This is a genomic window from Thalassospira sp. ER-Se-21-Dark (assembly GCF_017922435.1).
Classification (GTDB): Bacteria; Pseudomonadota; Alphaproteobacteria; order Rhodospirillales; family Thalassospiraceae; genus Thalassospira.
On sequence record NZ_VDEZ01000002.1, the window covers coordinates 310,024 to 332,649 of the forward strand.

At 54.1% G+C, this 22,626-nt stretch carries 22 protein-coding genes; 15 read left to right on the top strand and 7 right to left on the bottom strand.

From position 1 onward, the window contains the following. Positions 1-56: 56 nt before the first annotated feature. Positions 57-521 carry a RidA family protein gene (locus FHI25_RS09040; RefSeq protein WP_210516972.1) on the bottom strand — a complete coding sequence of 155 codons (465 nt, stop codon included), beginning with the start codon at positions 519-521 and terminating at the stop codon, positions 57-59. Positions 522-790: 269 nt separating this feature from the next. Here FHI25_RS09040 and FHI25_RS09045 point away from each other — a divergent pair, with 269 nt between their 5' ends. From FHI25_RS09045 to FHI25_RS09055, 3 genes are all read left to right on the top strand, one after another. Beyond that, positions 791-1,696: a DMT family transporter gene (locus FHI25_RS09045; protein ID WP_210516974.1), complete on the top strand. Its 906-nt coding sequence runs from the start codon at positions 791-793 to the stop codon at positions 1,694-1,696. Positions 1,697-1,795: 99 nt separating this feature from the next. After that, positions 1,796-3,484 (top strand): phosphoethanolamine--lipid A transferase, encoded by a 1,689-nt coding sequence (locus FHI25_RS09050; RefSeq protein WP_210516977.1) that lies wholly within the window; start codon positions 1,796-1,798, stop codon positions 3,482-3,484. Positions 3,485-3,550: 66 nt separating this feature from the next. Next, positions 3,551-4,171 carry a TetR/AcrR family transcriptional regulator gene (locus FHI25_RS09055; protein WP_210516980.1) on the top strand — a complete coding sequence of 207 codons (621 nt, stop codon included), beginning with the start codon at positions 3,551-3,553 and terminating at the stop codon, positions 4,169-4,171. Between the two features lie 17 nt (positions 4,172-4,188). On the opposite strand, the gene FHI25_RS09060 is transcribed toward FHI25_RS09055, so the two are convergent. Next, a complete protein-coding gene (locus tag FHI25_RS09060) occupies positions 4,189-4,611 on the bottom strand; it encodes a secondary thiamine-phosphate synthase enzyme YjbQ (RefSeq protein ID WP_210516991.1) in 423 nt (140 codons plus the stop codon). 170 nt (positions 4,612-4,781) lie between these two features. Between FHI25_RS09060 and FHI25_RS09065 the strand changes: the two genes are divergently transcribed. The 4 genes from FHI25_RS09065 (at position 4,782) to FHI25_RS09080 (ending at position 8,436) form a co-directional block, all read left to right on the top strand. Beyond that, positions 4,782-5,123 carry a hypothetical protein gene (locus tag FHI25_RS09065; RefSeq protein WP_210516993.1) on the top strand — a complete coding sequence of 114 codons (342 nt, stop codon included), beginning with the start codon at positions 4,782-4,784 and terminating at the stop codon, positions 5,121-5,123. Positions 5,124-5,255: 132 nt separating this feature from the next. After that, positions 5,256-5,837, top strand: a complete 582-nt coding sequence (locus FHI25_RS09070; protein WP_210516995.1) for a plastocyanin/azurin family copper-binding protein — start codon at positions 5,256-5,258, stop codon at positions 5,835-5,837. Positions 5,838-5,916: 79 nt separating this feature from the next. Further along, entirely contained in the window at positions 5,917-7,704 is a 1,788-nt protein-coding gene (locus FHI25_RS09075; protein WP_210516997.1) for a copper resistance system multicopper oxidase, read from the top strand. A 6-nt stretch (positions 7,705-7,710) separates the two neighbouring features. Continuing rightward, positions 7,711-8,436: a copper resistance protein B gene (locus FHI25_RS09080; protein ID WP_210516999.1), complete on the top strand. Its 726-nt coding sequence runs from the start codon at positions 7,711-7,713 to the stop codon at positions 8,434-8,436. 56 nt (positions 8,437-8,492) lie between these two features. Here FHI25_RS09080 and FHI25_RS09085 read toward each other — a convergent pair whose 3' ends face one another. Then, positions 8,493-9,320 (bottom strand): class III extradiol ring-cleavage dioxygenase, encoded by an 828-nt coding sequence (locus tag FHI25_RS09085; protein WP_210517001.1) that lies wholly within the window; start codon positions 9,318-9,320, stop codon positions 8,493-8,495. Between the two features lie 300 nt (positions 9,321-9,620). Between FHI25_RS09085 and FHI25_RS09090 the strand changes: the two genes are divergently transcribed. Next, positions 9,621-10,673, top strand: a complete 1,053-nt coding sequence (locus FHI25_RS09090) for a helix-turn-helix domain-containing protein (RefSeq protein WP_210517003.1) — start codon at positions 9,621-9,623, stop codon at positions 10,671-10,673. Between the two features lie 87 nt (positions 10,674-10,760). Here FHI25_RS09090 and FHI25_RS09095 read toward each other — a convergent pair whose 3' ends face one another. From FHI25_RS09095 to FHI25_RS09105, 3 genes are all read right to left on the bottom strand, one after another. Then, on the bottom strand, positions 10,761-10,970 hold the full coding sequence (locus FHI25_RS09095; protein WP_210517005.1) for a DUF3185 family protein: 210 nt from the start codon (positions 10,968-10,970) through the stop codon (positions 10,761-10,763). A gap of 130 nt (positions 10,971-11,100) precedes the next feature. Further along, positions 11,101-11,670 (bottom strand): isochorismatase family protein, encoded by a 570-nt coding sequence (locus tag FHI25_RS09100; protein ID WP_210517007.1) that lies wholly within the window; start codon positions 11,668-11,670, stop codon positions 11,101-11,103. Between the two features lie 95 nt (positions 11,671-11,765). Continuing rightward, positions 11,766-15,470 (bottom strand): vitamin B12-dependent ribonucleotide reductase, encoded by a 3,705-nt coding sequence (locus FHI25_RS09105; protein WP_210517009.1) that lies wholly within the window; start codon positions 15,468-15,470, stop codon positions 11,766-11,768. Positions 15,471-16,422: 952 nt separating this feature from the next. On the opposite strand from FHI25_RS09105, the gene FHI25_RS09110 reads away from it, so the two are divergent. From FHI25_RS09110 to FHI25_RS09140, 7 genes are all read left to right on the top strand, one after another. Further along, a complete protein-coding gene (locus tag FHI25_RS09110; protein ID WP_210517011.1) occupies positions 16,423-16,785 on the top strand; it encodes an NADH:ubiquinone oxidoreductase subunit NDUFA12 in 363 nt (120 codons plus the stop codon). 452 nt (positions 16,786-17,237) lie between these two features. Beyond that, a complete protein-coding gene (gene mlaD, locus FHI25_RS09115) occupies positions 17,238-17,690 on the top strand; it encodes an outer membrane lipid asymmetry maintenance protein MlaD (RefSeq protein ID WP_210517013.1) in 453 nt (150 codons plus the stop codon). 132 nt (positions 17,691-17,822) lie between these two features. After that, entirely contained in the window at positions 17,823-18,065 is a 243-nt protein-coding gene (locus FHI25_RS09120) for a hypothetical protein (protein WP_008891461.1), read from the top strand. An 8-nt stretch (positions 18,066-18,073) separates the two neighbouring features. After that, positions 18,074-18,523, top strand: coding sequence for a DUF2155 domain-containing protein (locus tag FHI25_RS09125; RefSeq protein ID WP_064790408.1), 450 nt, complete (start codon positions 18,074-18,076; stop codon positions 18,521-18,523). A gap of 302 nt (positions 18,524-18,825) precedes the next feature. Then, a complete protein-coding gene (locus tag FHI25_RS09130; protein ID WP_210517015.1) occupies positions 18,826-19,419 on the top strand; it encodes a YceI family protein in 594 nt (197 codons plus the stop codon). 105 nt (positions 19,420-19,524) lie between these two features. Further along, a complete protein-coding gene (locus tag FHI25_RS09135; protein WP_210517017.1) occupies positions 19,525-20,079 on the top strand; it encodes a cytochrome b in 555 nt (184 codons plus the stop codon). 1 nt (position 20,080) lies between these two features. Next, the gene (locus tag FHI25_RS09140; protein ID WP_210517019.1) at positions 20,081-20,659 is read left to right on the top strand and encodes a YceI family protein; all 579 of its coding nucleotides are present in this window, start codon (positions 20,081-20,083) and stop codon (positions 20,657-20,659) included. A 96-nt stretch (positions 20,660-20,755) separates the two neighbouring features. Here FHI25_RS09140 and FHI25_RS09145 read toward each other — a convergent pair whose 3' ends face one another. Further along, positions 20,756-22,456, bottom strand: a complete 1,701-nt coding sequence (locus tag FHI25_RS09145) for a cache domain-containing protein (protein WP_210517021.1) — start codon at positions 22,454-22,456, stop codon at positions 20,756-20,758. Positions 22,457-22,626 lie beyond the last annotated feature (170 nt).

The window sequence follows — 22,626 nt, forward strand, 5'->3', positions numbered from 1 at the left end:
GAAAACACCGACCAGCGATGCTGATCGGTGTTGCATTCAGGCGGCTGATTTAAAGATCAGGCGATTTCGAAAATGCCATCAATTTCAACCGCAACACCCAGCGGCAGGGCGGCGACGCCAACAGCGGAGCGCGCATGTTTGCCCGCATCGCCAAAGATTTCGACCATGGTGTCAGACGCGCCATTGACGACTTTTGGCTGATCGGTGAAGTCCGGCGCGGAATTAACAAACGCATTCAGTTTGACAACGCGGGTGACCTTATCAAGATCGTCGATGGCGGCTTTGAGCTGTGCGACAAGGTTGAGCGCGCAAAGACGGGCGGCCTTCTGACCGGTTTCGACGTCATAGTCGGCACCGAGTTTGCCGATAAATTTCAGCTCGCCATTTTCCATGGTGATCTGACCGGAAATATGGACCAGATTGCCCGAGATGACATAGGGCACATAGTTCGCAACCGGTGCGGTCGCAGTCGGCAGCGTGATGCCGAGATCGGCAAGATGGGCGTCGATTTTACCAGCCATGATGATCCATCCTTTTGCTTGGCAGATGTTCAAATTTGCCCCCAACTTATCGGGGTTGCGGGGCAAACAAAACAGTTTCTTTGTATCGATGCAATCGGGTGCTGGGGCGGGGCGGCAACTGTTTGTGCGATCCTTTCAAACAGTTGAATAAAATCAAATTGCCATAAGGGGAAAGGCCCGTAACAATGGGTTATCGGCAGCACGGCGAAAACCTGCTGCCTTGTTTTTGGGAATTTGATGCGGTGCAAGTCGCGTAAGGGTTGGATGAGATGACGTTGCGGGATCGGTTCGGGAGTGTTCATGGTGGCTGGATTGCCCTTTTGGGGGTTGTGATCCTGTCGCCCGATGCGCTTTTGCTGCGTCTGATTGCGGCCGATGATTTTACAACCGCGTTCTGGCGGTTGGGCTTTTTGACCGTGGCGCTTTTGCTGGTGGCTCTTTGGAACGGGGCCAAGCGGGGCGAAGGCATCGTGCAATCGATCCGGCCCAACGGGTTTGAAATGCTGACCGGTCTGTTTTACGGCGGGACCTGTACGCTTTTCATGTTTTCGGTACGCAATACCGATGCCGCCAATACCCTGATCATTATTGCCGCCACGCCGCTTCTGGCCGGGTTGATTGGCGTGTTTATCTTTAAACGTTCCCAGCCGATCCGGACATGGGTGGCCTCGGTCGTGGTGTTTGTTGCCTTGCTTGGCATGTTCAGCGCCGGTTTTGGCGGGAAAAACGCGCTGGGCGATATGCTGGCCCTTGGGGCTGCGATCTGTATGGCGGGTTATTTCAATGTGCTGGGTGCCAGGCCCGAAGTGGACGCGCTCAAGGGCATGTTGTTTGGTGCGTTTGTCGTCACCCTGATCCTGCTGCCCGGTGCCGAACCGTTATCGCCAGTTGGTCTGGACTGGGTGTGGCTTTTGATTCTGGGCTTTTGGGTGTTGCCGGTATCGTTCCTGTTGATTGCCTATGCATCGCGCAAAATTCCCGCCGCCGAGGTAAGCCTGATCATGCTTAATGAAGCGATCTTTGGATCGTTTCTGGTCTGGGTGTTTGTCAATGAAGTGCCCGACGAAATGACACTGATCAGCGGGACGGTGGTGATCACCACGCTTGTCATTCACAGCCTTTTGGGGCTGCGCGCCAGTAAACGCGCCAACAAACAAGCAAGGGCGGCTGCCTGACCTGACGGATCGATCATTAGACATTCCGGGTGACTTCAGCTTGTTGTCAGCTTCGCACGGTATGCGAGGGGCATGGTTCATTGCCCCAAGGATGCCCGGATGCGTCGACTTCGTTCCTTTTTGCACCTTTCACCGATTGATTATCGATTTGGCCTTTTAACACTCGCGGTCTATTTCACGCTGGTTCTGAACTGGAAGGTCCTAAGCCACTTTTACGGAATTCTGGCGGGCCTGGGTGATTATGACGCGGGCTTTGCGATCAGTGCGCCGTTTGTTCTGATCTGTGCGTCACTTGTGGTTTTTACGCCGTTTTCCTGGCGCTATCTGTTCAAGCCGTTCTTTGTTTTCCTGATTATCACGGGTGCGCTGGCGCATTATGCAATGTTGAAATACGGCATCGTGTTTGATCGCGGCATGATCGAAAACGTGGTCGAGACCAATCAGGTTGAGGCGCTTTCATATTTCAATTTGCAGGCCGGATTGTGGTTTGCCGTGACCGGACTTCTGCCAGCCGCGATACTGATCCTTGTGCCGCTTAAATTCCCGAACACCGTTTTGCGCGGGATCGGGCAGCGGGTGGTTTTGATGATGGTGCCGCTTTTGGTGTTGGGCGGGATCGGGTCGCTTTATTTCAAGGACTACGCATCGGTCGGGCGCAATCACAAGGTTCTGGGCAAGGAGCTTGTGCCGTCGAACTATATTGCCGGCACGATCCAGTTGGTAAAGCGACGGTATCTTTATGCCGACATGCCGTTTCAAACCATCGGGCAGGATGCCCGCAAGGTCGCGCCAGACGGCGATAACAAGCCGACTTTGATGTTTTTGGTGATCGGTGAAACCGCACGGGCCCAAAGCGTTGCGGCCAATGGGTACACGCGCCCGACATCGCCCTTTACCAGTCAGATTGACGGCATGCTGGCGTTTCAGGATGTGTCATCGTGTGGGACGGCAACTGCGGTTTCGGTGCCCTGCATGTTTTCGCCGATGGATCATGCCGGGTATGACGGCGACGTCGCACGTCATAGTGAAAGCCTGATGGATGTGCTGGCACATGCCGGTATCGACGTTCTGTGGAAGGAAAATGACGAGGGTTGCAAAGGGGTGTGTGACCGGGTGCGCCATATCGACATATCACCCGATGATTTCCCTGAAGATTGCGCACTTGGCACCTGTTTTGATGCGGTGATGCTGCGCGGCCTTGACGACGAAGTCGCATCTGGTGAACCGCACGATCAATTGATTGCCTTTCACCTGATGGGCAGCCACGGGCCGACCTATTATAAACGTTATCCCGATGAGCATCGGGCCTTTATCCCCGATTGCCCGCGCAGTGACATTGAAAATTGCAGCGCGGAAGAACTGATCAATACCTATGACAATACGATCCGTTATACCGACTTTGTCGTCGCCCAACTGACCGAGCGCCTGAAAGCCTACCAGGACGATTACAACGTGGTGCTGTTGTATGTGTCGGACCATGGGGAGTCCCTGGGCGAGGGCGGGTTGTATCTGCATGGTGCTCCTTACATGTTCGCCCCCTCGGAACAAACCAAGGTGCCGATGATGATCTGGATGTCGGACGGCTATGCCGATGCCAACCGGATCGAGACCGATTGCCTGAGAGCACAGGCACAAACCGGCCGCTTTTCGCATGACAATCTGTTTTCGACCGTGCTGGGCGCGATGCATGTTACGACCGGACTTTACCGTTCGGAATCAGACATCTTTGCCGCCTGTCGGGCACCGGTGATGCACGCCGCGCACAGTAAGGGCTTAGGCAGGAATTGACATGCGTGATCCGGTACTTTAAATGAGTGGACTCAGTGAGTGCGCTCATTTAAACCGGAGCCGTTGATGAATATTCGAGCTGCGCGACGTGAAGAAACGCGCCAGAAGATCCTTGATGCCGCGCGTGACTGTTTCTGTGCCGGGGAATTTGACGCTGTCAGCACGCGAGAGATTGCAAAACGTGCCGGCGTTGCCGAAGGAACAATATTCAATCACTTCCCGACCAAGGAAGATCTTCTGATCTGCTGCGTTGGGCAACAGATGGCAGAGGCGATTGAAAAGGGTCTTTATACGATGGACCCGGAATGGTGCTTTGTGGACAAGATGATGCATGTTGCGTCCTATCGCTTCACGCAGGTGGGCCTTAATCCCGGCCTGTGGCAGGTGATCATGCAGCAGATTGTCTTTTCACCAAGAAAGGGGGCGGTGCATGCCGTCATGGAAAGCAGCGGATTGATTGCAGCCATTCAGGCCCTGATCGAGGAAGCGCAGCTTTCAGGCGAGCTCAACCGTGATTTGCCGCCGGTTTTGATCCAGAAAACCCTGATGTCGCTGTTTTTATTCACCATCCACGAACATTTCAGCACGCAGAATTTTGACTGCGAGGATATGTGCGGGACCTTGCGTGAACTGCTTGAAGTGCAAGTTAGAGGGCTTTGGGCGTCCGCACCGCACTTGGCGGCATAACGACATAATCGCTAAGCCTATTCGCCGATGAGATGCAGGGTGACCTTGCGATGATGGGGCGCACGGCGATGTTCAAACAGATAGATGCCTTGCCACGTACCAAGCACTGCCCGGCCATTCGATACCGGGATGGTCAGCGACACATCGGTCAGGGCCGACTTGATGTGGGCGGGCATGTCATCGGGCCCCTCGCAGGTATGGCGATAGAGGCTGGGATTTTCCTGCACCAACTGGCCAAAGAAGGTTTCAAGATCAAACCGGACATCCGGATCGGCATTTTCCTGAATGGTCAGGCTGGCCGAGGTATGACGCACAAAGATGGTCAGCTGCCCGCACGCCAGACCGGTTTGCTCCACCCATGACTGGATCGGTTCGGTGACTTCGTACAATCCCTGACCGCTGGTGGTGATTTCAAGAGTGATCTGATCTTGCGAAAGCATGGAGCCAATCCATCCTGCGATAACGTTGAATTGCCTGTGATCGTAAAGACCATAGCCGTTAATAACAAGGGCAGCGCGCGGGCTGAAACAGGCGACCAGGCAGCGTGCCACAATATTGCCACTTGACGTTAACGAGTGGCGGGCATAACGATTTGCCTGTGAACTTCTGAGTGGAAACCATTTTGCGCCTTATTTCCTGCACGCTTGTTATTCTGATTGCACTGACAGTCCTGCTGTCGGGCCAGGGAAGCGTGCATGCAGCGTCCGGCCAACCTGACGCAGGCCATCATGGTATGGTGATTGAAACCTCCTCGGTCGCCAAACCGATATCCCACGATCCGCATTCTTCACATGGCGATATTTGCGGCATGACCGTTTGCGGTCCGTATGTTGATCAACAGAACGGACTTTCGATGTTTATGCCGATTGTTTCGGCTGCGACATTCTGGATCAAGGATCGTCCGGTTGCGTCCGCGGATGCGGATGGCAACTTCCGGCCCCCGCGCGCCTGAAAATAATCCCGTCTTTTTGTAACACTTGCCGTCGCTTGTCGGATCCTGTCGGGACCTGACAGCACCATGCGCGCCTGTTTAAGCAGGGCTGCGACGGCAATCACGTTCGATGATTATTTTCAGGAGCATGATATGCCCAACTTCAAAACGTCCTTTTTCGCCCGTATTGCCATGTCGACAACCATGATCGGTGCATTGATGGCCGCACCGGGTGCGCTGTTTGCAAGCCCGAGCCACGGTCAAGGCCATGGCCATGGCGTCGGATCGACAGTTTCGGAAATCGGTGCACCGGGCAACGCCGCAGATGTCACCCGGACCATCAAGGTGGTCATGGAAGACAACTTCTTTGATGCGGAAACGATCGAGGTCCGTGCAGGTGAAACCATCCTGTTCCAGATCGAGAACAAGGGCGAGTTTGTCCATGAATTCAACATCGGTACGGCGGCGATGCATGCCAGCCATCAGCAGGAAATGATGATGATGATGGAACATGGTGCGCTTGATATCGACAAGATCCATATGGACCGGATGAAAATGGATATGGGCAACGGCATGACCATGGAACATGACGATCCCAACAGTGTCCTTCTTGAACCCGGAAAAACAGCCGAGATCATCTGGACTTTCCCGGCCGATGCAGAGCTTGAATTCGCCTGCAATGTCCCGGGTCATTATGAAAGCGGCATGATGGGCAAGGTTCGTCTTCAGTCATAGGCCAGTTGGTTTGAAGTGCCAGGGGCGGGGCAACGCCCAATGCCTCTGGCGTTTCTGCAAGTTTTTTGGAATCCATAAAATGAAAACAAACTACCTCAAAGGCGTCCTTGCGGGAGCGTTGGCGATGGTTGCCCTGTCGACTGTCAGTCGGGCGGCGACCTATGACCTGACGGTCGATTATGTCACCATCGATACCGGTGAAAGCAAAACCAAAGGCATCGGTTATAACGGTGCATCACCCGGTCCGACCTTGCGTTTCAAGGAAGGCGAGGAAGTGGTGATCAATGTCACCAATAATCTGAAAGAAGCCACCTCGATCCATTGGCATGGCTTGATCCTGCCCTATCAGATGGACGGGGTGCCGGGCATCAGTTTCCCCGGGATCGAACCGGGCGAGACATTTACCTATCGCATTCCGGTCAAGCAAAGCGGCACATACTGGTTCCACAGCCATTCCGGCTTTCAGGAACCGGACGGGGCCTATGGTTCGATCATTATCGAGCCGGAAAAACGCGAGCCTTTCAAGTTCGACCGCGAATATGTGGTGGTCCTGAAAGACAAGCATCCCCATTCGGGCGATCGCATTTTGCGCAACCTGAAAATGATGCCGGACTATTACAACCGTAAACAGCGCACGATTGGCGACTTCTTTGATGACGTTTCCAAAAACGGTCTGGGCGCGACGCTTTCGGAGCGTGGCGACTGGGGCGAGATGCGGATGATGCGGACCGACATAGAAGATGTTCAGGGCTTTGTTGGCCTGATTAACGGCATGTCACCCGAACAGAACTGGACCGGGTTGTTTACCCCGGAAGAACGGGTGCGGCTTCGTTTCATCAATGCATCGGCGATGACCTATTTCGATATCCGTATTCCGGGTCTTGAGATGACCGTGGTGCAGGCAGATGGCAATAACGTCCAGCCGGTCAAGGTCGACGAGTTCCGCATTGCGGTTGCCGAAACCTATGACGTGATTGTCCAGCCAAAGGATGACAAGGCCTATCCGATCCTTGCGGAATCGATGGGGCGGTCTGGTTATGCCTTTGCCACCCTGGCACCGCGTGAAGGAATGCGGGCTGAAATGCCAAAACTGCGCACCGACTCACCGTTGCTGACCATGGCGGATATGGGCATGGCACATGGCGATATGGGGCACGGTGATATGGCCGGAATGGATCATGGTGCCGCAGGCGACGGATCGCAGGATGCAATGCCGGGCATGGATCATTCCAATATGTCAGGCATGGACCATTCGAACATGCCGGGAATGGATCACTCAAATATGGACCACGCGAATATGGCTGGTATGGACCATTCGAACATGGCCGGGACGGATCATTCCGCCATGGGCATGGCCGACAAGGCCGATCCGTTCTATGCGGCGGGCAGTGGCCTTATTCCGGCGGCGGCCAATGGTGGCAAGTTCCTGTCTTATGGGGATCTGAAAGCACAGAAACCGCTTTATGCAGAACGCCCGGCAACGCGCGAGATCGAATTGCGCCTGACGGGTAATATGGAACGCTATAGCTGGTCGATCAATGGTGTGAAATACGAGGATGCCGATCCGATCCGCCTGAAATACGGGGAAAGGGTGCGGTTCAAATTCGTCAATGAAACCATGATGACCCATCCGATGCATCTGCATGGATTGTGGTCGATCCTTGATACCGGGCAGGGCAAGTGGAACCCGGTCAAGCACACAATCAGCATCAATCCGGGCACGACTGTCTATTCGGAAACCGAGGTCGATGAACCGGGTGAATGGGCATTCCACTGTCATCTGAGCTATCACATGGCCACCGGCATGTTCCGCAAGGTCATCGTCGAAGGCGGTCCGGCCATCACCCAGCTTGAGAACGGGAATTGATCGATCATGAAAAAACGTGAATTGATGATGATCGCCAGTGGTGTCGCATTGTCACTGGGCACCGTTCCAGGTGCTGGACTGGCAGCTGATGCCAGGGTTTACTATGGCTTTCAGGCAGAGCAGCTTGAATACCGCATGAGTGATGAAAGCGAAAAGCGCCTTGTCTGGGATGCGGATGCCTTTGTCGGAACGGACGAACTCAAACTGCGCTGGCAGGGAGAGGGCGAACGTGACCTTGATGCCGACAGTTATGAAAAGCTTGAAAACCGGTTTGTCCTGCAAACCCCGATCAGTGACTTTTTCGATGCCAAGGGTGGTGTGCGGATTGACACCCCCGAGGGCGCGGATCGCTGGTATGGCACGGTTGGTGTTGTCGGGCTTGCACCGCAATGGTTTGAAGTCGATGCGGACCTGTTCGTCAGCGAGAGGGGCGATGGCAGCGCGCGGCTTGATGTCGAATATGAGGGGCTTTTGACCAATCGGGTCACCCTGACCCCGTCGTTCGAGATCAATGCCGCCTTTTCCGAAGATCGTGAGATCGAGGTCGGGAAAGGCTTATCAAGTGCGGAGTTCGGTTTGCGACTGAGCTACGACCTGATTGATCGCGCCATCGTGCCCTATGTCGGTGTTGCCTATGAACGGAAGTTCGGTGACACCGCCGACTTTGCCAAACATGATGGCGAGGATTACGAGGCGACCTATCTGGTCACCGGGCTTCGCGTGATGTTCTAAACAACAGGCCGGGAGATGAATTCTCCCGGCCTTTTTGATTTTGCGAAAAAGCGTGATCAGGCCGCAGTTTTGAGCTCATCCTGGTCATAAAAACGAAGGGCTGTCATGGCAAGGTTGCCGAACTCGTAACTGTCATGGAGAAGATCGGGTTCGAAATCATCCGATGCAGCACCGAGCGCAACATAGAAGGGCATCAGGTGATCGTCGTCCGGATGGGCCATGGCGGCGTGGGGGGCGAGGCTTCTGTAATCAAGCAGGGCATCGATATCGCGTGCCTTGATCTTTTCCACCATCCAGTTGGTGAATTCCTTTGCCCACGGGTCAATCGGGCCTTCGTTGCGATCAAGCGCACGCAGATTGTGTGTCATCGCGCCGCTCGCCACGACCAGAACACCCAGATCGCGCAGACCACGCAGCTTTTTGCCAAGTTCGAAATGTTCGCGCGGGCCACCGTGACCGAGCATGGAAAGCTGAAAGACCGGAATATCGGCATTCGGGCGGGCAAGGATCATTGGCATCCATGCCCCGTGATCAAGGCCGCGTTTGGCATCGGTCTCACTGCCGATTTGATCAGCTATTTGTTTTGCCAGTTCCGGGTCACCGGCCACATCATAGTGCAACTGATAAAGCGGCTGCGGGAAACCGTAGAAGTCATGAATGGTTTCCTGGCGTTGCGCGGTCGAGATCGTCGGGCGTTCGGTCTGCCAGTGGGCCGAGATCATGACAATGGCACGCACGCCATCGGTCAGTTTCGAAAGCTCATCGACAAAGAAATGGAAAGCCGGGGTGCTTTGACGCGCCACCAGCATTGGCGAGCCATGGGAAATAAACATTGGCGCCAGGCTTTGTGCAGTGCTGTCAGTGTTTGCTGATGGATCAGTCATTGGAATACCTCATCGGGCTATTCAACCATTTGAATTGAATATGCGTGTCGCATCTGGCCTTGACCAGTCATCGTTCGTCAACAGTCTGTTGCCATTTTCCGGTTTTGTTTGTTTCAGCGAAACACTGATAGGGGCCTTGAGGCCAGATTTTCTGCGGGTTCGCGTCGCAAAAATGGGAAGTTCTGGGTGGGGTGCAAAGTAGGGTGACCCTATGCGTTGGCATAAGAAGCCCATTGAAAAGCGGGAGAAATAGGCGCAGGGTAAAAACAGGAAGAGTTTTCCACATATGGCTGTCAAGGTATGACGCATCAAACAAACCCCAAGTCTGCGCTGCTTGAAAGGTCGCGTTTTTCGCTTGGCGAGCTGCCAACCGCAAAACAGTTCGAGATCTGGAAAGAAAGCATCAACTGTATTTACAGTGTCGAAATGGATCGCAAAACCCGCGAGGCAGGTTTTGTGGCGAACCTTAATTCATGGCGGCATCGCGACCTTTTGATGATCGAGGCGCACAGCTGTTCACAAAGCTTTTCACGCACATCGCAAATGATCGCCGCCGACGGGATGGATCATTACAACATCCAGCTTTACACCGATGGCGGGGTAAAATCCGAGATCGGCATTGGCGGAGATGTTCTTCAACCCGGTGGGTTGCTGCTGCTTGATCTTTCGCAGCGGACTGAGGCGCAGACCAGCGATGGCTTCAAGTCGATGCATCTGTTTTTGCCGCGGCATCTGGTCGAGGATCATCTGACCCATCCTGATGATCACAATCTGCGTTTCCTGTCCGAGCGTGACCCGCTGGTCAGCATCCTGTTTCAGCAAATTCTGGCGCTTAATCGCTATATCAACGAGCTTGCCGATCATGAAATATCGGTGTTGCAGAAAACGATCGTCATGATGCTGTCGGCCTGCCTGAATGCCGCAGACGGAGGGACCCGTTCCACCGATGCAATGCGCCGTGATATCGAAAAAGGTGTGATGATCCGGCGATATTTTCGGCAAAATCTGTTCGCGGCGGAATTGACCGCGGACAAGGCCGCCAATGACCTTGGCCTGTCACGATCAAGCCTTTATCAGTTGTTTGAAAAACATGGCGGGGTTAAAAACTATCTGCGTGAGATGCGGCTGCGCCATGCCCTGAAACTGCTGGGCGACCCCAAAGAACGGCGGCGGTCAATGTATGACATTGCGCTGGAATGTGGCTATGAAACCGATGCCGGGTTTATCCGGGCGTTCCGCGCGAAATACGGTGTTACGCCAGGTGATATCAGGGCCGGACATCGGCCGCATGCGCACCATGCTGGTGATGGTGTTGATAAGCGCTACGAGAACTGGCTGCATACGCTGGCGTAATGCGGTGGTCTGAGGAGCATAGGGAGGATAGTCGGGGAATTGATGCCACTGCCCACGGGACTTTGCCGGTGGACAGTGGCGGAAGTCTTATCGTTTGCCACCCATGATGAGCAACAGCAAGCCACCGATCACGCTGGCAATACCGCCAATCAGATACCAGACCGTTTCGTCGGTATAGCGGCCAAGGAAAGTTTCCGAAAGCTGATCGACGGCACTTTCGGATGCGTTATAGCCCGTCACCAAAAGGGCAACACCGACTACAAGGGCGACAACGCCCAGAATACGGCCAAGGGACATGATGTTTGCTCCTGTCTTTATCTGTTTTGGGTGGCGCCGTCCTGTGCAAGGGGGCATGGCAGGCGCCAACATATTGAACAGAAAAGATAACGCACGATCCCGATGCTTGTTCCCGACGGGGCACGTTCGATCAGGACAATGCGGAAATCACATCAGAACTCTGGGTAAGCGAACAATATTCAGAGGCCAGCACAGCGGCATAAAGATCAAACACGTCCTGTGCCGGGAAGGTCTTGCCGTTGGCGTCCGTTACATCAATCGCCGTGGTGCCATCCAGAACCAGCCAGTTTTCAAAGCCACGGCAATGGGCCATGCGGATGGTGACATCCATGGAATTGTGGATAACCACACCGGTAAAGATCAGGCGTTTGATGCCGCGGTCATGCAGATGTTTTTCAAGTGATGTGTCGACAAAGGCACAGTTTTGCTGTTTGGCAATCACGGTTTCGCCGTCGATGGGCAATGCTTCGTCTTTAAACGGTTGTCCGGGACCGTTGACATAGAAGCTTGAGGCCGGGTTGGCTTCTTCGTGGCGCACGTGAATGACAGGCAGGTTTCTTGCACGAAATTCCGACAACAGCTTTGCAATCACATCTGCATAGCCGGGATTGTTTTTGGAATTCCAGCGCGGATCATCAATGGCCTTTTGCACATCAAGGACGATGAGGGCGGTGTCTTTTCCAAGCGTGGACAGGACCATAACGCATTCCTTTTTTCAAAATCCCAAAACAAAACCGGCCGGGGAAGCCCCGGCCGGTTTGCTGATCAGATCAGATGTTCGGAAGGGGAGACCCCTTAGGAACAACCAGTGGTCGCGCCACAAGAGTCACATTTCAGGCAGGTGCCGTTGCGCACCAGAGTGAAGTTACCGCAATCCGGGCAACCGTCACCTTCATAGCCTTTCATGCGGGCTTCGCGGATCTGTTCCATCTTGGCATCGGTTTTGGCGATGACTTCTTCGCTGGTGGTCAGGATCGCATTGTTCTGCGGTGCTGACGGTGCAGCGGTGGTCGCACTTGCGGTGGTTTCGTGGCTGTGGCCATGACCGTCGGTGCCGGTGGATTTGACTTCCACGACGCGTTCTTCGGTCTGTACACCGCCATCAACCACATAGAGGTTGCGACGCACGAAGCCGCTTGATGCCACCTTGCGGATGGTTTCAATCGCCTGATCGCCGGTTTTCTTGGCTTCTTCACCAAGGTCACCTTCGCTGACACCTTCGCCAACGGCGTCTGGCAGGATGTCGGACGGCTGAACGTGGGCGAGGTCGTTACGGCCAAGATAGGAGATCGCCAGTTCGCGGAACATGTAATCAAGGATGGAAGTTGCCATCTTGATCGCATCGTTACCGGAAACCATGCCGGACGGCTCGAAGCGGGTGAAGGTGAAGGCTTCGACATATTCTTCGAGCGGCACGCCATACTGCAGGCCGATGGACACCGCGATTGCGAAGTTGTTCATCAGCGAGCGGAATGCAGCGCCTTCCTTGTGCATGTCGATGAAGATTTCACCAAGCTTGCCGTCTTCGTATTCACCGGTACGGAGATATACCTTGTGTCCACCAACGGTCGCCTTCTGGGTGTAGCCTTTGCGGCGGCCCGGAAGGGAACGACGGTCGCCACGAATGACGCGCTCGATGATTTTTTCAACGATCTGCTCGGACGCCTGGGCTGCCTTGGCAGCGGTCGGCTGATCGGCGTAATCGTCTTCTTCAACCAGAGCAGAGTTCAGCGGCTGGCTGAGTTTCGAGCCATCACGATAGAGCGCATTGGCCTTAAGACCCAGACGCCAGGACAGCATGTAAGCGTCTTTACAATCCTGGATGTTTGCGCTGCTCGGCATGTTGATGGTTTTGGAAATCGCACCCGAGATGAACGGCTGTGCCGCGGCCATCATGCGGATGTGGCTTTCTGCTGAGAGGTAACGCTTGCCGATACGGCCGCACGGGTTTGCACAATCAAAGACAGCAAGGTCTTCGTCGCGCAGATGCGGTGCACCTTCAAGGGTCATCGCGCCGCAAACATAGGTGTTGGCTGCTTCAATCTGTTTTTTGTCGAAACCAAGGGCGGCCAGCATGTCAAAGTCCATGCTGTTGATTGCCTTGGCATCCAGACCGAGCTGGTTGACGCAGAAATCATCGCCAAAGGTGTATTTGTTGAAGACGAATTTGACATCAAATGCGTTCTTCAGCGCACCTTCAACCTTGGCAATGGCGTCGTCGTCAAAGCCCTTGGCTTTCAGGTCATCATGGGTGATGGACGGCGAGCCAACCAGGGTGCCATGACCAACCGCGTATTTTTCAATGTCGCGGATCTGGTTTTCGGTATAGCCGAGCGTTGCAAGCGCAACCGGAACGGTACGGTTGATGATTTTGAAGTAACCGCCACCAGCAAGCTTTTTGAACTTCACAAGTGCGAAGTCAGGCTCGATACCGGTGGTATCGCAATCCATGACCAGACCGATCGTGCCGGTCGGCGCGATAACGGTGGTCTGGGCGTTACGATACCCATGCTTTTCGCCAAGCTCGACCGCCTTGTCCCAGGCAGCACGGGCGGCAACCGGAAGATCGGCATAGGGGCTGTCAGCCGCAACCAGCGGAACCGGGTTGATCGACAGGCCTTCGTAGCCTTCCTGTTCGCCGTAAGCAGCGCGGCGATGGTTGCGCATGACGCGCAGCATTTCAGCCGCGTTGTCGGCATAACCCGGGAACGCACCCTGTTCGCTGGCCATTTCAGCCGAGGTTGCATAGGAAACACCACACATGATCGCGGTGAGCGACGCGCCAATCGCACGGCCTTCATCGCTGTCATACGGGATGCCCATGCTCATAAGCAGGCCGCCAATGTTGGCATAGCCAAGACCAAGGGTACGGTAACGATAGGAGAGTTCCGCAATACGGTCAGACGGGAACTGCGCCATCAGAACCGAGATTTCGAGAACAACCGTCCACAGACGGACAGCATGTTCATAGGCCTCGATATCCACGCCGCCGTCGTCAGAACGGAAGTTCATCAGGTTCAGCGATGCGAGGTTACATGCGGTATCGTCAAGGAACATGTATTCCGAGCACGGGTTGGACGCATTGATGCGACCCGAGTTCGGGCAGGTGTGCCATTCGTTGATCGTGGTGTCGTACTGGATGCCCGGATCTGCGCACGCCCAGGCAGCTTCACCGACCTTGTCCCACAAATCGCGGGCAGAGATGGTTTTGGCAACTTTGCCATCGGTACGGCGGATCAGTTCCCAGTCACCGTTATCAAGAACAGCCTGAAGGAAGTCGTTCGACACACGAACAGAGTTGTTCGAGTTCTGACCCGAAACGGTCAGGTATGCCTCGGAGTCCCAGTCAGTGTCATAGGTCTTGAAGCTGATTTCGGTGAAGCCCTGACGGGCGAATTCGATGATCTTGTTGATATAGGAATCCGGGATCATCACAGCGCGGGCAGCCAAGACAGCTTCTTTGAGCTGCGGGTTGGCGCGCGGTACAAAGCGATCTTCGGAGTCAGCAGCACCGTCCCAGTTGGTACACGCAGCAAGAACAGCTGTCAGGTGCTTTTCAGCCAGTTTGGAACCGGCGACGAGGGCCGCAACTTTCTGCTCTTCGACGACTTTCCAATCAATATATTCTTCGATGTCCGGGTGGTCGATATCAACCACAACCATTTTGGCAGCACGACGGGTGGTGCCACCCGATTTGATGGCGCCAGCAGCACGGTCACCGATTTTAAGGAAGCTCATCAGGCCGGAAGAACGACCGCCGCCAGACAAGCTTTCACCGCCGCCACGTACGTTGGAGAAGTTCGAACCGGTACCGGAGCCGAATTTGAACAGACGGGCTTCACGTGACCACAGGTCCATGATGCCGCCTTCGTTGACGAGATCATCGGCAACGGACTGAATGAAGCAGGCATGCGGCTGCGGATGCTCATACGAGCTTGCCGATTTGGTCAGTTCGCCGGTTTTGAAATCAACATAGGAGTGACCCTGTGCCGGGCCATCAATGCCGTACGCCCAGTGCAGACCAGTGTTGAACCACTGCGGCGAGTTCGGCGCACCCATCTGGTGGGAGAGCTGATAGCGCATTTCATCAAAGAAAGCCTGCGCATCGGATTCGGCGTCAAAATAGCCACCTTTCCAGCCCCAATAGGTCCAAGTGCCTGCCAGACGGTCAAAGACCTGGGTCGAGCTGGTTTCGCTGGTGTAGCGCTTTTCAGCCGGCATTTTGTCAAGCTTGGCGGTGTCAGCGGTCTGACGCCACAGCCAGGACGGGACGTCCTTTTCCTTGACCGGTTTAAGGGCAACCGGAACACCGGCCTTGCGGAAATATTTCTGTGCCAGAACGTCACTCGCGACCTGTGACCAGGAGGCGGGCATGTCGATGTCATTCATCTCAAAAACGACGGAACCATCCGGGTTTTTGATGACAGATGATAACTTACGAAATTCGATGTCGGCGTAAGGGCTGACACCTTCCTGAGTGAATTTTCTGGTAATCCGCATGGTCTGCTCCGGTTCTGATCAGACGTAACAGGGCGCTATCTGGTGATGCGCCAACATCGCCTGACTTTATATAGTTTGCTCAATGCTCTTGCGCTGCCCCTGATGCCGATATTTTCCAGCATTTCCAGAGCCCGCAGATATGGGTATTCGGTGGTTTGGTCCCCCCCTTGGAACCATCCGGTCCGTGGGAAAGACTATAATGGCAAAATTTCGCCACAGTCCACTAATCTTTGTGGTTGACAGTAATTTTTACCACAACATGTAGTGGGTCGATTGCTGTCTTGTTGATTCGATGCTGGTGGGATTCTCGTTAACAATCTCTGAATCGGTCCGGGAAGCCCGGAAAACTGCGATTTGTTTCGCAGCGCGATTGTGTGTCGGTCCTAAGACTCGGACTACATATTGTGTGGGAACGCGTTAAACCCACCCAACGTTTGATCAAGCTAACGCCGTTTTCATTCCATTTCCAGTGCCAAGCTGAAAAACTAGGCGCCACATGGTTTTTCGTAGCATGGAAACCAATGATAACAGTTTGATATTTATATGAAAGTCTTGTTTCGGATCTGTGTGAAAAGGCAGGGGTATCAAGCCTTGCGGCCTACTACATATATGGGGCGCATTGTGGATAAGGAGGTGGACAAAGCCCCCTGATGTAGATGGATCAAAGAGTCGTCGCCCTACAAGCAGTTGTGGGTTGTTTTCAGATGGAAATTTCCATCAAATGCCGGCGCTGATTTATTCGTGCGTGGGGCAGGGCGAGGAGCCCGTTTGCCAACAGATATAAATTGTCTTGGGATTGTTGAGGTCGGGGGCCCTGAAACATTGACTTTCCACGAACATCACGACATATAAGTCACTTGATTGACAGGGTGTATCACCAAACACGCTGTACTGCCTTTTGCCGCCATCGCGTAAAGCAGGCGGACAAACCAGATCTGGAGAGAGACCCAACATGGCCACCGTCGGCACCCGTATTTATACTGCGCTGTTTGGCAAGCGCGTTGGCGAAGACCGTTTCGGCAATACCTATTACACCGAAAAAACTCCGGCAAAGGGTCGTCGCACCAAGCGTTGGGTTGTTTACAAAGGTGTCGTCGAAGGATCGAAGGTCCCGGCTGAATGGCATGCCTGGCTGCATTACACCCTTGATGCGCCGCTGTCTGAAAAGGCCGAAGACCGTTATGACTGGCAGAAAGAACACCAGGCGAACCTAACGGGCACCAAGCATGCCTATCGTCCGAAGGGCCATGAATATAGTGGTGGCAAGCGTGCACCGGCGACCGGTGACTATCAGGCTTGGTCGCCGGAAGGCTGATTGATCCGAAAGAATACCGATTAACAGGCGGGCGCGGGGCAACTCGCGCCCGTTTGTGTTTTGGATATGTTTTGCCTGAATTCTGTTTCCCGATGGCCCGTTTGCGGCGGTTGTCTTTTGGGTGGTTGTTTTTCGGGGCGGGGCAATACAGTATAGGGTCAGGACCCATCAATTTGATTTAAATGGCAGACGTTATATTTGTGAAATCCAAGAAAGAACCTGCAGGGCGGGGCTGTGTCCCGGCCAAGGGGTTTGACGTCGGAGTTTACACATATAACGTCTGTCCTTCGGATTCATCGTATTTGCACGGGCTACTTTGTCGTAAAATCTTGAAAGATATAAATCTTCCTGCGATTTTGCTCCGCGTATCCGCACAAATACGGTGAACCATTCAAACCAAATTGATGGGTCCTGACCCTAAGTCTCAAAGAGATACAGAACGGATAAGGTCGATGAGCAACAGACTGATTGAAACCATTGCCGGTGCTGCCGTGATCGCTGTTGCGGTCGGTTTTGCGGCCTATTCCTATTCACGCGCCGGGATCAGTACGGTGGAAGGCTATGAAATTATGGCCAGCTTCAATCGCATTGATGGTCTTGTTGTTGGCAATGACGTCCGTGTTTCAGGTGTTACCGTCGGAACGGTGACAGCCCAGGAACTTGATCCCGATACATATATGGCGGTCGTCAAGATGTCGGTGCGGTCCGATCTCGCATTGCCGACGGACAGTTCTGCCAAGATTGCGTCTGACGGGTTGCTGGGGGGCAAATTTGTTTCGCTTGAGCCGGGCGGGGATATCGACATGATCGAGGCCGGTGGCGAGATTGAGTTCACCCAAGGGTCGGTAAACCTTGAAGATCTTATTGGTCAGGTTATCTATTCTTCGACCAACAGCGATAATTGATTGATCAGAGGCCGGTGACAAGCGGCCATGATTTTGCCGGGATTGCACAGCAAGGTGCGACGCAGAGAACGCAGCAAGGTGCAGATCAAATTCGTACAGAAACCTGCCTTGCCCCAAATGTCGGAGCGGTTGATGAAAAAGACCGGAAATGTTGATCACTTTCCCACCTGGCAGGCCAGCGATGGCTCGCCGCTTTCATGCGTGGAAAAGATCAAGGTTCTCAATGACAATTTCGGTGAACTGCGCGAGATCATGCAGGACGCGCTTGAAGATGCGCTTCTGATGGGCTGTGACGAAGAACAGTTCCGTAATGTGATGCGCGATCTGGTTGCCGAACTGCATAATCCCTATAACAAAAGCGACGAACAGGACTGAAGACCACAATGAAACGATCCTTTGCGATTGCCGCGATTTGTTCGACATGTGCAATGATCGGAACGGCGTCTTCGGCGCTTGATTATCGCCCGGCCCCGGTTGCCCAGTTGCAGGGCTTGGATAAAATTACCGCCCGCATTTCGACCTTTGAGGTGCCAGTAGGGCAGGTTGCGCGTTTCGGGACACTCGAAATCCGGGTGGATGCGTGTTATCGAACACCCCCGGAAGAGCTCCCGGAAAGTGCGACTTTCCTTGATATTGCCGACATTCGCGAAGATGGCAAGACACCCCGCAAAGACCTGTTTTCCGGTTGGATGTTCGCATCAAGTCCCGGTTTGTCGGCCCTTGAACATCCGGTCTATGATGTGTGGCTGAAAGAATGTCTTGATCCGGCCGAGGGCGATGCCAGCGGCGGCGAATCCGCCCCGCAAGGCCAGGCCGCCCCGGAGCAGCCATAAATCCGATCATATCCAGATTGGCAACAAGCTGACCGCAAATGTGGTCAGCTTTTTTTATGATGCCGCTGCGCAATTTTGCAGAATTGGCGAAAAACCAACGGTATCGCGGCCAGCCGTTTCGACGGGATTGGGCCTATATTGTCAAGAATATGGCGAAAGTTTTTTTCCCATTGTTTCCAAAACAGAAAATATGTGTTGCGGTTTCGTTGGCTTGAGAGCGCCGGGTAGGCCTGTCATCCTCACCTCACGATTTATTGCGGTGCAATGAGCCTTTGCACCTTGTGAAAATGAGGGAATTCAAAATGTTTAACTCGATTAAAAAAGCTGGCGCAACGCTGGCAGTCGTTGCCGGTCTTTCCGGTGCGGCTTTCTCGGCCCAGGCGGCCGACACCTATAAACTGGATCCGACCCACACCAGTGTTCTGTTCATCGTGAACCACCTTGGTTTCTCCGATTATCAGGGCCGTTTTAACGGTGTTACCGGCGAGCTGACCCTCGATCGCGAAGATCCGTCGGCATCATCTGCCACCATCACGATTGATCTCAACCAGATCGACAGTGGTGTCGAGGCGCTTGATAACCACATGAAATCCGCCGATTTCTTCAATGTTGAAGAATTCCCGACTGCGACCTTTACCAGCACCTCGGTTGAGCTGGTTGGTGACAATGCGGCAACCGTCACGGGCGACCTGACCCTTCTTGGCGAAACCAAGCCGCTGGTTCTTGACGTTACCCTTAGCGGTGAAGGCACCCATCCGATGACCGGTGACGAAGTTGTCGGTTTCTCGGCAGATGGTGTTGTGACCCGTACCGATTACGGCATGGATTTCCTCGTGCCGGGCGTTGGTGACGAAGTAACGCTTCAGATTTCTTCGGAATTCCTGAAGCAGAAGTAATCCGGCTTTATTGGATTTCGGGTGTGCGCTGTGGCAAATTTGCTGCGGCGCACATCACATTTCAGACCCGGGCAAGACATGGGCAGGCAGCAAGGAAAGCCGGTTATGACAATTCGCAATACGAAGCACGCCTTTGGCACGGTGACCAAGACCTTTCACTGGGTGATGGCGCTTCTTGTCATCAGCGTTTTTTCGATTGGCTGGTACATGGATTTCCTGCCGCTGGGGATGGAAAAGCTGCAATGGATATCGCGCCACAAGTCACTTGGCATAACGGTACTGGCATTGGTGATCCTGCGGGTTATCTGGCGGTTGAGTGAAACGAGCCCGCATGAGCTTGGCAAACTTCAGATCGAACGTCTGGCGGCAAAGGCCGGTCATCTGGGGTTGTATTTGTTGATGTTTGCCATGCCGTTGACTGGCTGGACCATGTCGTCGGCTGCGAACTTCCCTGTCAGCGTCTTTGGCCTGTTTACCTTGCCCAATCTTGTGTCGCCCAATCAGGAACTGTTCGAAACCTTGCGCACCGTGCACTGGTTGTTGTCATGGGCGGTTGCCGGATTGGTTGGTGTTCATTTTCTGGCGGCACTCAAACATCATTTTTGGGATCGCGACGCGACATTGCGGCGTATGTTGCCCGGCAAACTCGAGGAAAACTGACATGTTTCAGATGAAACGCAAAATGCTGCCTGCATTGGCAATTGCCACGACCATCGCCGGTTTTTCCGGGGCCGCACTGGCCGCCGACCAATGGGTGGTCGACGCCAACGAAAGCGAAATTGAATTTACGGGCACCCAGCTTGGTGCGGCGTTTGAAGGTAAGTTCGAATCCTTTGAAGCCGATATCGTGTTTTCACCCGATGATCTTGCCGGGTCGTCGGTCGAGGTCCTGATTGATATTGCATCGGTCAATACCAGCAATGGTGACCGTGACAGTCAGATCGTCTCGCCAGACTGGTTTGATGCGGCACAATGGCCGACCGCGAAGTTTGCCACCAAGTCCTTTAGCGAAATTGCACCGGGCAAGTACGAAGCGGTTGCTGATTTGACGATCCGTGATGTCACCCGCGAAGTGATCTTGCCGTTTGATCTTGAGATCGAAGGCAACAAGGCCGAAGCCGAAGGGACGGTGACGATTAACCGTACGGACTTTGGTGTCGGGCAGGGCCAATGGCAGGACACGTCACAGGTTGGTGACGCTGTGACCATCAAAATCGAGATCGAGGCCATGCGCCCGTAGACCGGCACAAGCCTGACCATCCGAAAAGAAAGTCGCCCCGGAGATGTTCCGGGGCGACTTTTTTTGCACGTGTCCTGCATTACTTGGTCTTAACGTTTAGTTGGTTGCGCTTTTGCGCAAGTTATCAAGGAACGCCTCAACAGCGTCATCAAGGGCGACCGCCTCGGAGACCAGTTTTTCGGCCGTGCTGGCAAGCTGGTTGGTGCCCGAAGATACTTTGCCGGCGTTGCTGTTAACTGTCTCGATGCGTTCGGATACTTCGCGCGTGCCGTCAGCTGCCTGCTGAACGCTGCGTGAAATCTCGCCGATGGCGGCGTGCTGTTCTTCGACTGCGGCTGCAATCGCAGTTGAGCTGTCAGCGACCTGGGCGATGGTTTCGGAAATCAGACGGATGGCATCAACCGCCTCGGTGGTTTCGTTCTGAACGGCCAGAATCTGCTGGTTGATTTCCTCGGTCGCCTTGGCGGTCTGATTGGCAAGGTTTTTGACCTCGCTTGCCACAACGGCAAAGCCCTTGCCTGCATCACCCGCACGGGCGGCCTCGATGGTGGCGTTCAGCGCCAGCAGGTTGGTTTGTTCGGCAATGTCACCAATCAGACTTGCGACGTCGCCGATCCGCTGGGCGGCCTCGGACAGGCCGGTAACGGTCTGGTTGGTGCGGGTCGCCTGTTCATTGGCCTGATTGGCGATGTTTGCAGAGGTTGCAATCTGTTGGGCGATTTCATCGGAGGATGCAGACAGTTCCTCGGTCGCGGCGGAGACGGTCTGAACGTTGCTTGATGTCTGGGTGGTTGCCGAGGCAACAGCAGCCGACAGTTCGCTGTTCATGTTGGTCGCGCTGCGCATTTCATCGGTGGCCGATTGCATGTCCTTGATCGATCTGGAGATCGAACTGATCAGACCCTTGACCTTGACGTCAAGAGAATCGGCCATTTCCATCAAGGCTTTACGCTGATTTTCTTCGGCTTGTTCTTCAAGCGCACGCTGATTTTCCTGAAGCTTGCGGTTTTCAAGCGCCTGTTCGCGGAAGGAGACCACGGTGCGTGCCATGTCGCCGACTTCGTCCTTGCGGCCCTGGCCTTCGATTTCGCCTTCGAGATCACCTGACGAGATAATCCGCATCCGGGCGGAAAGGGTTTTAAGTCCGCCGGTAATATCGCGACCAATGGCCAGCCCGGCAAGGGTCAGGATCAACAGAATGACACCGCCAATGATGACAACAAATGTTGCCTGTTCACGGAAAGCCGCATCGACGTCATCAATATAGATGCCGGTGCCGATGATTGAGCCCCATGGCAGGGGTTCTGCAAAGGACAGTTTTTCGAAGGTCAGTTTTTCATCTTCACCAGGTTTGGGCCAGTAGTAGGACGAGAAACCACCGCCTGCCTTGTTACCGGACGCAATCAGATTGCGGATGAAATAATTGCCTTGGGAGTCCTGCGCGTCATTCAGGCTTTTGCCGACAAGTGCTGGATTGGCACCGTGCATTTCGGTTATGCCGTTGGTCGCAAAGACAAAGAAATATCCGATCTTGCCGTCATATTTGCCAGCACCGGCCAACTCGTAGAATTGGCTGATCGCATCTTCCTGACTGAGAAGACCAGCATCAACCTTGTCCTGATAGGACTGCGCGATTGAAGTGATGTAGTTGGTGGTGGACCGGATCTTGTCCTTGCGATCTTCAAGGAGTGCATCGCGCAGGGTGGAGAGCTGAAGCCCGCCAACGACGATGACGCCCGCAAGCGCGATGACAGACAAGATGACGATTTTGTAACCAATCTTTAGATTGCCAAGCATGTGGTTCCTCCGCCAGCCGCGGCCTGTTGATCAAAATATACGAATATATTGGTGTAGATTCAGATCGCATGCAATAGATATTATCCTAAAGTGTAGTCTTGTGTGTGGACAAACGTCGAAATAGCACGTGCCGATGGGCGTGTCATATGAGTTTAAAAGTGTTGAGTGAG

Bases quoted from the DNA above. Each gene is read 5' to 3' on its own strand.
- FHI25_RS09040 (WP_210516972.1), bottom strand. From the start codon at position 521: ATGGCTGGTAAAATCGACGCCCATCTTGCCGATCTCGGCATCACGCTG.
- FHI25_RS09045 (WP_210516974.1), top strand. From the start codon at position 791: ATGACGTTGCGGGATCGGTTCGGGAGTGTTCATGGTGGCTGGATTGCC.
- FHI25_RS09050 (WP_210516977.1), top strand. From the start codon at position 1,796: ATGCGTCGACTTCGTTCCTTTTTGCACCTTTCACCGATTGATTATCGA.
- FHI25_RS09055 (WP_210516980.1), top strand. From the start codon at position 3,551: ATGAATATTCGAGCTGCGCGACGTGAAGAAACGCGCCAGAAGATCCTT.
- FHI25_RS09060 (WP_210516991.1), bottom strand. From the start codon at position 4,611: ATGCTTTCGCAAGATCAGATCACTCTTGAAATCACCACCAGCGGTCAG.
- FHI25_RS09070 (WP_210516995.1), top strand. From the start codon at position 5,256: ATGCCCAACTTCAAAACGTCCTTTTTCGCCCGTATTGCCATGTCGACA.
- FHI25_RS09075 (WP_210516997.1), top strand. From the start codon at position 5,917: ATGAAAACAAACTACCTCAAAGGCGTCCTTGCGGGAGCGTTGGCGATG.
- FHI25_RS09080 (WP_210516999.1), top strand. From the start codon at position 7,711: ATGAAAAAACGTGAATTGATGATGATCGCCAGTGGTGTCGCATTGTCA.
- FHI25_RS09085 (WP_210517001.1), bottom strand. From the start codon at position 9,320: ATGACTGATCCATCAGCAAACACTGACAGCACTGCACAAAGCCTGGCG.
- FHI25_RS09090 (WP_210517003.1), top strand. From the start codon at position 9,621: ATGACGCATCAAACAAACCCCAAGTCTGCGCTGCTTGAAAGGTCGCGT.
- FHI25_RS09095 (WP_210517005.1), bottom strand. From the start codon at position 10,970: ATGTCCCTTGGCCGTATTCTGGGCGTTGTCGCCCTTGTAGTCGGTGTT.
- FHI25_RS09100 (WP_210517007.1), bottom strand. From the start codon at position 11,670: ATGGTCCTGTCCACGCTTGGAAAAGACACCGCCCTCATCGTCCTTGAT.
- FHI25_RS09105 (WP_210517009.1), bottom strand. From the start codon at position 15,470: ATGCGGATTACCAGAAAATTCACTCAGGAAGGTGTCAGCCCTTACGCC.
- FHI25_RS09110 (WP_210517011.1), top strand. From the start codon at position 16,423: ATGGCCACCGTCGGCACCCGTATTTATACTGCGCTGTTTGGCAAGCGC.
- mlaD (WP_210517013.1), top strand. From the start codon at position 17,238: ATGAGCAACAGACTGATTGAAACCATTGCCGGTGCTGCCGTGATCGCT.
- FHI25_RS09120 (WP_008891461.1), top strand. From the start codon at position 17,823: ATGAAAAAGACCGGAAATGTTGATCACTTTCCCACCTGGCAGGCCAGC.
- FHI25_RS09125 (WP_064790408.1), top strand. From the start codon at position 18,074: ATGAAACGATCCTTTGCGATTGCCGCGATTTGTTCGACATGTGCAATG.
- FHI25_RS09130 (WP_210517015.1), top strand. From the start codon at position 18,826: ATGTTTAACTCGATTAAAAAAGCTGGCGCAACGCTGGCAGTCGTTGCC.
- FHI25_RS09135 (WP_210517017.1), top strand. From the start codon at position 19,525: ATGACAATTCGCAATACGAAGCACGCCTTTGGCACGGTGACCAAGACC.
- FHI25_RS09140 (WP_210517019.1), top strand. From the start codon at position 20,081: ATGTTTCAGATGAAACGCAAAATGCTGCCTGCATTGGCAATTGCCACG.
- FHI25_RS09145 (WP_210517021.1), bottom strand. From the start codon at position 22,456: ATGCTTGGCAATCTAAAGATTGGTTACAAAATCGTCATCTTGTCTGTC.